This is a genomic window from uncultured Roseobacter sp., from assembly GCF_947495025.1.
In the GTDB taxonomy this organism is placed as follows: domain Bacteria; phylum Pseudomonadota; class Alphaproteobacteria; order Rhodobacterales; family Rhodobacteraceae; genus Roseobacter.
In genome coordinates this window covers 212,481-224,506 of record NZ_CANLXG010000002.1, presented here as the reverse complement: position 1 = coordinate 224,506, position 12,026 = coordinate 212,481, and the positions used below count along the sequence as shown (strand labels likewise).

General features: G+C 59.7%; 14 protein-coding genes. 11 read left to right on the top strand and 3 right to left on the bottom strand.

The features are described 5' to 3' along the window. Positions 1-93: 93 nt before the first annotated feature. Positions 94-861: a hydroxyacylglutathione hydrolase gene (gene gloB / locus Q0792_RS09175; RefSeq protein ID WP_298839278.1), complete on the bottom strand. Its 768-nt coding sequence runs from the start codon at positions 859-861 to the stop codon at positions 94-96. Positions 862-925: 64 nt separating this feature from the next. Here gloB and Q0792_RS09170 point away from each other — a divergent pair, with 64 nt between their 5' ends. The 6 genes from Q0792_RS09170 to Q0792_RS09145 all read left to right on the top strand — a co-directional run bounded on the left by Q0792_RS09170 (position 926) and on the right by Q0792_RS09145 (position 6,823). Then, the gene (locus Q0792_RS09170) at positions 926-1,660 is read left to right on the top strand and encodes a hypothetical protein (RefSeq protein ID WP_298839275.1); all 735 of its coding nucleotides are present in this window, start codon (positions 926-928) and stop codon (positions 1,658-1,660) included. Between the two features lie 303 nt (positions 1,661-1,963). After that, the gene (locus Q0792_RS09165; protein WP_298839273.1) at positions 1,964-2,524 is read left to right on the top strand and encodes a F0F1 ATP synthase subunit delta; all 561 of its coding nucleotides are present in this window, start codon (positions 1,964-1,966) and stop codon (positions 2,522-2,524) included. Beyond that, positions 2,525-4,063, top strand: coding sequence for a F0F1 ATP synthase subunit alpha (atpA, locus tag Q0792_RS09160; RefSeq protein ID WP_298839270.1), 1,539 nt, complete (start codon positions 2,525-2,527; stop codon positions 4,061-4,063). An 11-nt stretch (positions 4,064-4,074) separates the two neighbouring features. Then, entirely contained in the window at positions 4,075-4,950 is an 876-nt protein-coding gene (locus Q0792_RS09155; protein WP_298839268.1) for a F0F1 ATP synthase subunit gamma, read from the top strand. A gap of 19 nt (positions 4,951-4,969) precedes the next feature. Beyond that, positions 4,970-6,394, top strand: coding sequence for a F0F1 ATP synthase subunit beta (gene atpD / locus Q0792_RS09150; RefSeq protein ID WP_298839266.1), 1,425 nt, complete (start codon positions 4,970-4,972; stop codon positions 6,392-6,394). A 12-nt stretch (positions 6,395-6,406) separates the two neighbouring features. Continuing rightward, positions 6,407-6,823 carry a F0F1 ATP synthase subunit epsilon gene (locus Q0792_RS09145; protein WP_298839263.1) on the top strand — a complete coding sequence of 139 codons (417 nt, stop codon included), beginning with the start codon at positions 6,407-6,409 and terminating at the stop codon, positions 6,821-6,823. Between the two features lie 66 nt (positions 6,824-6,889). On the opposite strand, the gene Q0792_RS09140 is transcribed toward Q0792_RS09145, so the two are convergent. Then, on the bottom strand, positions 6,890-7,765 hold the full coding sequence (locus Q0792_RS09140; RefSeq protein ID WP_298839260.1) for a LysR family transcriptional regulator: 876 nt from the start codon (positions 7,763-7,765) through the stop codon (positions 6,890-6,892). Between the two features lie 100 nt (positions 7,766-7,865). Here Q0792_RS09140 and Q0792_RS09135 point away from each other — a divergent pair, with 100 nt between their 5' ends. The 3 genes from Q0792_RS09135 to Q0792_RS09125 all read left to right on the top strand — a co-directional run bounded on the left by Q0792_RS09135 (position 7,866) and on the right by Q0792_RS09125 (position 9,479). Then, entirely contained in the window at positions 7,866-8,030 is a 165-nt protein-coding gene (locus Q0792_RS09135; protein WP_298839258.1) for a hypothetical protein, read from the top strand. Between the two features lie 98 nt (positions 8,031-8,128). Further along, positions 8,129-9,238: a serine/threonine protein kinase gene (locus Q0792_RS09130; RefSeq protein ID WP_298839255.1), complete on the top strand. Its 1,110-nt coding sequence runs from the start codon at positions 8,129-8,131 to the stop codon at positions 9,236-9,238. 7 nt (positions 9,239-9,245) lie between these two features. Continuing rightward, positions 9,246-9,479, top strand: coding sequence for a hypothetical protein (locus tag Q0792_RS09125; RefSeq protein WP_298839253.1), 234 nt, complete (start codon positions 9,246-9,248; stop codon positions 9,477-9,479). 318 nt (positions 9,480-9,797) lie between these two features. Here the strand turns inward: Q0792_RS09125 and Q0792_RS09120 are convergent, their stop codons facing one another. Beyond that, positions 9,798-10,817 carry a ribose-phosphate pyrophosphokinase gene (locus Q0792_RS09120; RefSeq protein ID WP_298839250.1) on the bottom strand — a complete coding sequence of 340 codons (1,020 nt, stop codon included), beginning with the start codon at positions 10,815-10,817 and terminating at the stop codon, positions 9,798-9,800. A 114-nt stretch (positions 10,818-10,931) separates the two neighbouring features. On the opposite strand from Q0792_RS09120, the gene Q0792_RS09115 reads away from it, so the two are divergent. Beyond that, positions 10,932-11,531: a 2-hydroxychromene-2-carboxylate isomerase gene (locus Q0792_RS09115; RefSeq protein ID WP_298839247.1), complete on the top strand. Its 600-nt coding sequence runs from the start codon at positions 10,932-10,934 to the stop codon at positions 11,529-11,531. Continuing rightward, positions 11,528-11,989 (top strand): alpha/beta fold hydrolase, encoded by a 462-nt coding sequence (locus Q0792_RS09110; protein ID WP_298839245.1) that lies wholly within the window; start codon positions 11,528-11,530, stop codon positions 11,987-11,989. The genes Q0792_RS09115 and Q0792_RS09110 overlap by 4 nt, the downstream gene beginning before the upstream one ends. Positions 11,990-12,026 lie beyond the last annotated feature (37 nt).

The window sequence follows — 12,026 nt, the reverse complement described above, 5'->3', positions numbered from 1 at the left end:
GAGTTTGGTTGATCGCGGCCCGGCTTCAAGTTTTTTCTTTGATCTGACGGTCACAAATTGTGTGAAGCCGTCATGCTGGTCACGATACAGGCGTCAGAATGCGTCCTTGCGGGCGCGGATTTCGGCAAAGACATCCACGTCCTGCGCATCGTTCATACCAAGGCGCCTGCGGATGTCCGGGTCAGCGGCTCTCAGGAACGGGTTGGTCGCCAGTTCGAGAGCCAGAGTTGAAGGGACAGTGGGGATCCCGGAGGCCCGCGCCGCCGTGATCTGTTCACTTCGTGATATAAGTTGAGGATTATCCGGATCAATAGTTAACGCGAACTTAGCATTACCGGCGGTGTATTCATGGCCTGAACAGATGAGCGTGTCGCCGGGCAGCTGCCTCAGTTGCGACAGCGAAGCCCACATCTGCGCAGGCGTGCCCTCGAAAAGCCGTCCGCAACCCAGTGCCATGAGGCTGTCGGCAGTGAAGGCCGCACCAGCGGCTTCGAGGTAGAAGGCGATGTGACCCAGAGTATGACCGGGCACATCCATCACCTGAACCGGATGGCCCGCAAAATCCAGCGTATCGCCACCGGCAACCTGCACATCAAGGGCTGGCAGCCGGTGGGAATCTGCTGCGGCCCCGGTCACGCGCGCACTGTACCTGTCCAGCACAGCATCCAGCCCCTGAACATGGTCATCGTGGTGATGCGTGAGCCAGACCTCGTCCAGCTGCCAGCCACGCGTATCCAGGGCTGCGAGCACGGGGGCTGCTTCGGGGACGTCCACCAGTGCTGTGCGGTGGCTGGCAGGATCGTGGATCAGGAAGGCATAATTGTCGCTCAGGCAAGGGACAGTAACGATTTCGGGGGCCATGGTCATTCTCCTGCGGTTTTGCGACACTATGTACTGACAGTGAACCAACACGGGGCCACCTGCAATGCACCTGGATGTCCAGGACCTGCGCGACTTTTACTATCGTTCTGCGCTGGGCCGTGCGGCCCAGGCGAGCCTTCGCGGCAGAATGCTCGAGATCTGGCCCGAGGCCAAGGGTCAGACCGTGGTCGGGTACGGGTTCGCAGCACCTTTGCTGCGTCCCTATCTCGGCGATGCCCGGCGGGTTATGGCGCTGATGCCCGGACCACAGGGGGTGATGCCCTGGCCTGCGGGGATGACAAACGTCTCGGCACTCATCGAAGAAACACTCTGGCCCATTGAGACGGGGCATGTGGACAAGCTGGTGCTGTTGCACGGACTGGAAACCTCCGAACGTGCCTTTGACCTTCTTGAGGAGTGCTGGCGCGTTCTGGGGCCGGGTGGCCGGGCGCTGTTCATTGTGCCCAACCGGGCCGGCCTGTGGGCACGGCGTGACCGTACGCCATTCGGCTTCGGACGTCCCTATTCGCCGGGTCAGCTCGAGACACAGCTGCGCAAACACCAGTTCCTGCCCGAACGTCACCTTGGTGCACTCTATCAGATCCCTTCCTCAAAGCGCTGGTGGATGAAATCCGGCGCTGCCTTCGAGAACATCGGTCGACGTATGCCCACCATGATGGCAGGTGGAGCCTTTATGGTAGAGGCCACAAAGCTGGTCTATCCACCCAAAGGAAAAGTGTCGCGCGCGCCGCGTGCGAGTGCCGTCGGTGTGCTGAAGCCGGCCGCGAGAGGTGTCTGAGCTGTCGGGGCCCGCGAAAACCGCCGGTATGCGCGAATTTGTGGCGCGGGAATCGGGTCTGACACAGGATATTTCACTGTTTTTGTAAACTTTCTGACCTGCCAAACCGTCGCACCTGGGCCAAGGCTCTGAAAACATGGGAAAACACGTCTCCAGCGGCGGTGCGATCATATGTTGCGGGGTCTGATCACGTCTGTTACATCACCGCTGATTTCGACGTCTTGACTTGAATCAAGCCGCGCCAACACTCCCGGTGACGCGATCTGTTCGCATATCCGGGGCCAGAACATCGGAAGGGTGGACGTGTCAGAACCAGCTTCGATTTCCACAGGCATTGCGAAACGCTATGCCACTGCGGTCTTCGAGATCGCCAGAGAAGGCAAAGCCGTCAAAAAACTGGAAGCAGACATCGATGCGCTGCAGGCCGCCCTGAGCGACAGTGGCGACTTTAACGCGCTGATCCATTCGCCAGTATACACGCGCGACGAGCAGGCCGGTGCCATTTCTGCGATCGCTCAGAAGATGTCGCTGTCAGAGACCACCGCAAACACGCTTGCGCTGATGGCGCAGAAGCGCCGCCTGTTTGTTCTGCCGCAGCTGCTGTCGACGCTGCAGGAACTGATTGCGGCCGACAAGGGTGAGGTGACTGCAGAGGTCGTCTCGGCCAAGGCGCTCACGAAAACCCAGTCGGACAAGCTCGCGAAAACGCTGAAAGCGTCCACTGGCAAAGACGTAAAACTCAAAGCTTCCGTCGATGAAAGCCTCATCGGCGGACTTGTCGTTAAAGTTGGTTCGCGCATGATCGACACGTCGATCCGCTCGAAACTGAATTCCCTCCAGAATGCAATGAAAGAGGTCGGATAAATGGGTATCCAAGCAGCAGAAATTTCTGCGATCCTGAAGGACCAGATCAAAAACTTCGGCCAGGAAGCTGAAGTGGCCGAAGTGGGCCGCGTACTCTCCGTCGGTGACGGTATCGCGCGTGTTTACGGTCTGGACAATGTGCAGGCCGGTGAAATGGTCGAATTCCCCGGCGGTATCCAGGGTATGGCGCTAAACCTCGAATCCGACAACGTCGGTGTGGTTATCTTCGGCTCCGACCGTGACATCAAAGAAGGCGACACCGTCAAGCGCACGAACTCAATCGTGTCCGTTCCGACAGGTGACGAACTGCTGGGCCGCGTTGTTGACGGTCTGGGCAATCCCATTGACGGCAAGGGCCCGATCAACGCGAAAACCTCTTCGCAGGCAGACGTCAAGGCGCCGGGCATTATCCCGCGTAAATCCGTGCACGAGCCCATGGCGACAGGCCTCAAGGCCGTCGACTCCATGATCCCGATCGGCCGTGGCCAGCGCGAGCTGATCATCGGTGACCGTCAGACCGGCAAAACAGCTGTGGCCCTCGACGCGATCCTGAATCAGAAATCCTATAACGATGCCGCCGGCGACGATGAGGGCAAAAAGCTCTACTGCGTCTATGTCGCCATCGGCCAGAAGCGCTCCACCGTGGCGCAGCTGGTGAAAAAGCTCGAAGAAACCGGCGCGATTGACTACTCCATTGTAGTTGCCGCGACCGCCTCCGAGCCTGCACCCATGCAGTTCCTGGCACCCTATGCTGCGACAGCCATGGCCGAGCATTTCCGCGACAATGGCCGCCACGCGCTGATCATCTATGATGACCTCTCCAAGCAGGCCGTGTCCTATCGCCAGATGTCCCTGCTGCTGCGCCGCCCACCAGGCCGTGAAGCCTATCCGGGTGACGTTTTCTATCTCCACTCCCGCCTTCTGGAACGCTCTGCGAAGCTGGGTGATGACGCAGGTAACGGTTCGCTGACGGCCCTGCCGATCATCGAAACCCAGGGTGGCGACGTTTCGGCGTTTATTCCGACCAACGTGATCTCGATCACGGATGGCCAGATCTTTCTCGAGACAGAGCTTTTCTATCAGGGTATCCGCCCGGCCGTGAACACGGGTCTGTCGGTATCCCGCGTGGGTTCTTCCGCTCAGACATCTGCAATGTCGTCGGTGGCTGGCCCGGTGAAACTGTCGCTGGCTCAGTACCGTGAAATGGCGGCCTTTGCACAGTTTGGTTCCGATCTTGACGCCTCCACACAGCAGCTGCTGGCCCGTGGTGCGCGCCTGACTGAACTGATGAAGCAGGCGCAGTATTCGCCGCTGACCAACGCGGAAATCGTCTGCGTGATCTTTGCCGGTACAAACGGTTTCCTCGACAAGGTTGACGTCAAGGACGTTGGTCGCTTCGAGACAGGCCTGCTGGCGCATATGCGGTCCAAGCACAACGATGTGCTGGAATGGATCACAAATGAAGATCCGAAGATCAAAGGCGATGCCGCCGACAGGCTCAAAGCAGCGATCAGCGAATTCGCCACTGACTTCGCTTAAGAGGTAGGCCCATGCCAAGTCTTAAGGACCTGAAAAACAGGATCGAGTCGGTCAAATCGACCCGCAAGATCACAAAGGCCATGCAAATGGTTGCCGCGGCGAAACTTCGCCGCGCGCAGGAGGCTGCTGAGCAGTCGCGCCCCTATACGGAGCGTTTCAACGCGGTGATGGCAAATCTTGCCTCTTCCGTGGGCGGATCGGATTCTGCGCCCAAACTGCTGTCGGGCACCGGCAGCGACAAGGTGCAGCTGCTGGTCGTGATGACATCCGAACGCGGCCTCTGCGGCGGCTTCAACTCGAACATTGCCAAGCTGGCGAAAACCCACGCAGCAAAGCTGCAGGCCGAAGGGAAAGAGGTCAAAATCCTCACCGTCGGCAAAAAGGGCCGTGACCAGCTGAAGCGTGATTTCGGATCGCTTTTCATCGGCCATGTGGATCTGACCGAGGTCAAGCGCGTCGGCTATGCCGATGCTCAGGGCATCGCCAAAGACATTCTGGCCCGCTTTGATGGTGGCGAGTTTGACGTTGCCACGATCTTCTACGCGAAGTTCGTGAATGTTGTCAGCCAGATCCCGACGGCGCAGCAGATCATCCCCGCCAGCTTCGAAGATGCCGAAGGCGATGAGGCCTCGACGCTCTTTGACTACGAGCCGGACGAAGAGGCGATCCTCGCCGACCTTCTGCCGCGCGGTGTGGCAACACAGATCTTCTCTGCTCTGCTGGAAAACGGCGCCTCTGAACAGGGTGCCCGGATGTCTGCAATGGACAACGCGACCCGCAATGCAGGCGAAATGATCGACAAGCTGACCATCGAGTTCAACCGCTCGCGTCAGGCTGTCATCACCAACGAGCTGATCGAAATTATTTCCGGCGCGGAAGCGCTGTAGAACAAACCGGAGAAACGACATGGCAAATGCAGTCGGCAAACTTACACAGGTCATCGGCGCGGTCGTCGACGTCCAGTTCGAGGATCACCTGCCGGAGATTCTCAACGCGCTTGAAACGGACAACAACGGCAACCGCCTGGTTCTCGAAGTTGCGCAGCACCTTGGTGAGAACACCGTGCGCGCCATTGCGATGGACAGCACCGAAGGCCTCGTACGTGGCCAGACCGTGACAGACAGCGGTGGCCCGATCTCGATCCCGGTTGGCAACGCAACGCTGGGCCGCATCATGAACGTCGTGGGTGAGCCCGTGGACGAACAGGGCCCTGTAAACGCGGACGAGAAACGCTCCATTCACCAGGATGCACCGGAATTCGCGGCACAATCGACAACTTCCGAAGTGCTGGAAACCGGCATCAAGGTTATCGACCTGCTCGCACCTTACGCCAAGGGCGGTAAAATCGGCCTCTTCGGCGGTGCGGGTGTGGGCAAAACAGTTCTCATTATGGAACTGATCAACAACATCGCCAAAGTGCACTCGGGCTATTCCGTATTCGCGGGCGTGGGCGAGCGGACTCGTGAGGGCAACGACCTTTACCACGAGATGATCGAATCCAACGTGATCGACCCTGAAAACCTTGAGAACTCGCAGGTTGCCCTGGTCTACGGTCAGATGAACGAGCCTCCCGGAGCACGTATGCGCGTTGCTCTGACCGGCCTGACGCTGGCCGAACAGTTCCGTGACCAGTCCGGTACCGACGTTCTGTTCTTTGTGGACAACATCTTCCGCTTTACACAGGCGGGTTCCGAGGTGTCCGCTCTGCTGGGCCGTATTCCTTCCGCTGTGGGCTACCAGCCGACACTCGCAACCGACATGGGTGCGATGCAGGAACGGATTACATCGACCAAAGCAGGCTCCATTACATCTGTGCAGGCCGTCTACGTCCCTGCGGACGACCTTACCGACCCTGCGCCGGCGACATCCTTTGCGCACCTTGACGCGACAACGGTTCTGTCCCGTGCGATTTCCGAGCTGGGCATCTATCCGGCCGTTGACCCGCTCGACAGCTCCTCGCGTCTGATGGACCCGCAGGTTGTTGGTGAAGAGCACTATCAGGTGGCCCGTGACGTTCAGGGTATCCTGCAGCGCTACAAGTCACTCCAGGACATCATTGCGATCCTGGGGATGGATGAACTCTCCGAAGAGGACAAGCTGACCGTGGCCCGTGCCCGGAAAATCCAGCGTTTCCTCAGCCAGCCGTTCGACGTGGCCAAAGTCTTCACCGGTTCTGACGGTGTTCAGGTCCCACTGACCGAGACCATCGAGAGCTTCAAAGCGGTTGTGGCCGGCGAATACGACCACCTGCCCGAGGGCGCCTTCTATATGGTTGGCGGCATCGAGGAAGTGAAAGCCAAAGCCGAGAAAATGGCGGCCGACGCCGCTTAAGGAGCCTGAACCATGGCAGATACAGTCCAGTTCGACCTTGTCTCACCGGAACGTCGCCTCGCCTCTGCGCAGGTGACAGCGGTGCAGATACCAGGTGCCGACGGCGACATGACAGCGATGGCGGGCCATGCGCCTACCATCACGACCCTGCGCCCGGGTGTTCTGAGTGCCGAGGGCCCGGACGGTACAACTGACTATGTTGTCACCGGCGGTTTCGCAGAGATCAGCGCCGAAGGTATTTCGGTGCTGGCTGAACGCGCGATTCCCAAGGCCGACATGACCAAAGCCGATCACGATGCGATGGTCAAAGAAGCTGAAGAAGCGCTGGCAAATGCCAAAGAGGTATTTGTAAACGAACCCGGACCGGTTGATGATGCCGCCAAACTGCTCGCCGATATGGTGGCCGTCGGCGATCACATCAGCGTCTGACCCGGCAGCAGCCTGAATTTCCGAAAGGCCCCCGTGTGGGGCCTTTCTTGTACCTGCCGCCGAGAATTATTGCGGCTTTTGCCGGCGCAGCCATTTCAGGAACGTTGCCAGCTGGGGTGAAGAGCGGCCTGGCACTGTGACAATGTGGTAGCCCACCCCCTGTTCCCGCAGTTCACAGACGGCAACCAGCTGACCGCTGCGCAGTTCGCGCTCTACAAGCGAACGTGGCTGGAAAGTAACACCGAGGCCAGATACCGCAGCAGACAGCGCCAGCTCGTTGGTGTTGAGCATCGTCAGCCTGACCTTATCCAGATCAACGCCCTCGCGTTCTATGATGCGGCGGCGCTCCATTACATGGGCGTCCAGCAGCCACGGCAGATCCAGCAGGTCCTCGAGGCAGTTTATTTTACGTCCGTCGATCAGGTCCGGGTGCGCAAGGCCAAGGTAATCGGCGCGGGTCAGCAGCTCCGCATCCAGTCCCGGCCAGGAACCCTCTCCATAGCGCACGGCCAGATCAAACCCATCCCGTCGCAGGTCAACAACCGTTGACGCCGGGCTGATGCTGATCTGAACCTCTGGATGTGCGGCCCAGAACTCACCGATCCGCGGCATAAGCCAGCCTGCAGCGAATGCGGGGGTCACACTGATATTGACCGGTCGGTCCGCGCCCCGCCTTCGCTGATTGGCAACAGCTTCCCCGATCCGGCCAAACCCCCCGGCCAGTCCCGCGGCCAGCTGGCGTCCGGCATCGGTGGGGATCACCCCACGGCCCTCGCGTACAAGAAGGCTTTCTCCGAACTCCTGCTCCAGCGCGCGGACATGCTGAGCGATCGCTGCATGTGTCACGTTCAGTTCACGAGCAGCGGCACTGAGGCTCTGATGCCGCGCAGCTGCCTCATAGGCGCGCAGCGCCGAGAGCGAAGGGATTTTACTCCAGTCCATAAGTGTAATTTCAACTTACATATTAAAAGACATATTGTTTTGCCTGAACGGCCATGCGGCAACTATGTTCAGTGTCAGAGGATAAATCAAGGAGACTGACATGTTCGAAATACTTTCACATAGCCTGAGAACTGCCACCCGCGAAGAGGTCTGGGGTCATCGTCGCTCGCTCCCGGAACATGACGGGCTGATGTCCGAGGTCGAACGCCGTGCCAGAGGCGCGCGGGGACGCTGGCGTGCACCTGACAGCTGGACCCGCCGCTGAAAGTCGCAGCCGCCCATTCGGCTGTCGCTGCCGCTCTTGTCCTGCGCGTGTATTCCCCCTAATGACATCCGGGGAAAACAAGCGGCGGAGGGCGGCAGATGCAGAAAACGGTGGTCAACAGCTGGAACGAATGGGATCCGCTGAAACATGTGATCGTAGGCCGTGCCGACGACTGCCACATCCCGCCCGAGGAGCCGGCTTTGGATGCAAAGGTACCCGAGGACAGCGACATGCGCGGCCAGTGGGGCCGCCGCCCGCAGGAAACCATCGACCGCGCCAACGAGCTGCTGGACAACTTTGCCGCACAGCTGCAGGCGCGCGGTATCCGTGTCGACCGGCCCACTTCGATTGACCACTCGCTGCCCGCCACAACCCCGGACTTTCATACTGACAGCCAGTTCGGCTGTATGCCACCGCGTGACGTGCTTCTGACCGTTGGTTCCGAGATGCTGGAGGCAACGATGTCCTATCGCTGCCGCTGGTTCGAATACCTGAACTATCGCCCGCTGATGCAGCAGTATTTTGATGAGGACCCGAATTTCCGTCATGAAAGTGCTCCCAAACCGCGCCTGACCGATGCGGACTATCACCCCGATTACCTGAGCGACAAAATCGGCGTGGAAAAGCGCCTGCAGTGGGCAGCTGAAAAGTTCTTTGTCACCACCGAGGAAGAGCCGCTTTTTGATGCGGCCGACGTGCTGCGCTTTGGGCGTGACCTTGTCGTGCAGCACGGATTTACGACAAACCTCAAGGGGATCGAATGGCTGCGCCGGCACTTCCCGGAACACCGTGTGCATACGGTGAACTTCCCCGGTGACCCGTACCCCATCCACATCGATGCAACCTTCACGCCACTGCGCCCGGGTCTGATCCTGAACAACCCGCAGCGCCGTCTGCCCGAAGACCAGCGCGGTATGTTCGAGAAAAACGGCTGGGACATCGTGGATGCCGCACAGCCGGCGCATAACACACCGCCACCACTGTGCTATTCCTCGACCTGGCTGAGCATGAACGTTCTTGTACTCGATCCTAAAACCGTCTGTGTTGAGAAATCAGAAGTCTACCAGGCGGAGCAGATGGATAAACTGGGCATGGAGGTCGTCGAGGTGGAACTGCGCGACGCCTATGCCTTTGGCGGCGGGCTGCACTGCTGTACAGCTGACGTCTATCGCGAGGGCGATTGCGAGGATTATTTCCCGAACATGTGAGGGTGCGATGAACAAGCGCAGATGGACGACATTCTTTGAGGTGCTGGGTTCGGGTCTTGCGATCCTCTATGCGCTGCTCATTGCCTCGAACACCGGCAACGAGATCACCGGCTTTGCCCTGCTGCTGGCCTCGGCGCTGCTCTTTGCCGGCTGGGCGGTGATCGACAAACGCTGGGCTTTTCTGGTGCTGCAGTTCTTTTACGCGACCTCGGCCATTATCGGACTGATCCGCTGGTCCTGAACCCGCTGTGATCCAAAGGACTGCCCCGCGCGGGCGCGGGACAGACGCCATGCCCCGGGCCGCGTGAGAACACGCGTCCGGCGCGCAGCGGCAGGGGTCTGCGGGGATGGCATGCGCCGGTCGCAGCGGTAAGGGAGTGTTTGGAAAAAGCCCGTTTCAGCCACCGCGCGGGACACACCGACAAAAACACCGACGTAATACCGACGTTTTACCGACGTGATACCGACCTGCGGTTTTGCCATGTTTTACAGGGGCTTTTCCCGCGCGCTGGCCCCGGGACCCCGCTACCATGACCGGAGTGTTGCGCGTACGCTGCGTTTACTCCGCGGCATACATCCCGTCATAGATCGGGCTCAGCGTGTCCGCCTCAAAAAGCGAGGAGACCGAGGTGCCGTTCCAGATGTTCAGGATCGCCTGGGCGAAAACCGGTGCAGTGGGCACAACGCGGATATTGGCGGCCTCCTTGACGGATTTGGTCGGGGCAATCGTATCTGTAATGACCAGCGACTTCATGACCGAGGCCGTGACACGTTCGACCGCCGGGCCGGACATGATCCCGTGGGTGATATAGGAGTGCACTTCCTTGGCACCGTGCTCCATCAGTACTTCCGCTGCCTTGCAGAGTGTGCCGGCGGTGTCGCACATATCGTCCACAATCAGGCAGATTTTCCCCGTCACATCACCGATGACTTTCATTTCCGCCACTTCGCCGGGTTTCTCACGGCGTTTGTCCACAATGGACAGCGGCGAGTTGATCCGCTTGGCCAGTTCGCGCGCACGTGCCACGCCGCCCACGTCCGGGGACACAACCATCAGTTCGTCCATCCGATCCTTGAATTCTGATTTGATATCAAGGGCAAAGATCGGCGAGGCATAAAGGTTGTCCACCGGAATATCAAAGAAACCCTGGATCTGAGCCGCGTGCAGGTCCATCGTTAGAACACGTTCGATACCGGTGCCAACCAGCATGTTGGCGACCAGTTTTGCAGTTATCGGCGTGCGCGCCTTGGTGCGGCGGTCCTGGCGGGCGTAGCCGAAATAGGGCAGAACGGCCGTGACCCGCGCGGCCGAGGACCGGCGGAGTGCGTCGGCCATGATCAGCAGTTCCATCAGATTGTCGTTGGCGGGGTTCGAGGTGGACTGCAGGATGAACATATCCTCGCCGCGCACGTTCTCGAACACTTCGACAAAGATCTCACCGTCGTTGAACCGCTCGACGCGCGCATCGACCAGCCCCACCTGCATGCCCCGGTGCATCGACATGCGCCGCGCAATGGCCTGGGCCAGCGGCATGTTTGCATTGCCGGAGATCAGTTTTGGTTCGTGAAGCTGTGGCATGGGGGAGGGGTCCTGGAGCAGAGGCACGGGAATGTGACAGATTCGTGATGTTGACTCCACCTAACACGGCCTTACCAATCGGCAAAGAACCCAGACCCAGCTAGGAGCCGCAAAATGGCGCATATTGATCTGTTTTTCTCAACCATCTCCCCTTACGCCTACCTTGCCGGGAACCGGGCGGAAAAGGTCGCGCAGAAGCACGGTGCCACGATTACCTACAAGCCATTGGATATCATGGGCTTGTTTTCCCGGACGGGTGGAACACCCCCCAAAGACCGGCATTTCAGCCGCGTGGAGTACCGGGCTCAGGAGCTTGTGCGCCAGGCCAGAAAACTGGACATGCCCTTTAACCTGAAACCGGCCCACTGGCCCACGAACCAGGCACCTTCGGCCTATGCGGTGATCGCCGCGCAGAATGCGGGTGGTGGCGATATAGGGGCGCTCTGTACCGGCCTTTTGCGCGCTGTCTGGGCCGAAGACAGGGATATTGCACAGGATGACGTTGTGCGTGATTGTCTCGGGGCCGCCGGGTTTGACCCGTCCCTGGCAGACAGCGGTATGCTGGTGGGGGCTGAAACCTACGCGGCCAACCTGGAAGAGGCTGTTGAGCGCGGCGTGTTCGGCTCACCTTTTTATATCACGGACGGCGATGCGCGTTTCTGGGGGCAGGACCGGATTGATGATCTGGATGCGCATCTGTCCGGAAATCTGTGACCTCGCATTCTGAGGCACGGGTATGGGGGGCGGGCCCTTACCCGGCCCTGGCCATCCACTGTACGCTGGGTCATTCGGGCATGTGGCGCGGGGTCGCCGGGCACCTGAGCGACCTGCTGACGTTTACGGCCTTTGACCTTCCGGGTCATGGGCATGGTCCCGCGTGGGACAGCACCACAGATCTGCACCGCGCCTGCTGCGACACTGCGCTGCCGCATCTCGCAGAACCACAGCATCTGATCGGTCATTCATTCGGTGCCACGGTTGCGCTGCGGCTTGCAGTCGAAAATCCGCAGATGGTGCGCAGTCTGACCCTGATTGAGCCGGTTTTCTTTGCCGCACTGAACGGGACCGGTCAGGCACATCTGGCAGCGCATCTGAAATCAGCAAAACCATGGACGGAGGCGATAGAACGCGGGGATTTCGCTGTGGCGGCGCGGCTTTTCAACCGCCAGTGAGGAGATGGCACGCGCTGGGCAGATATCTCTGAAAAGT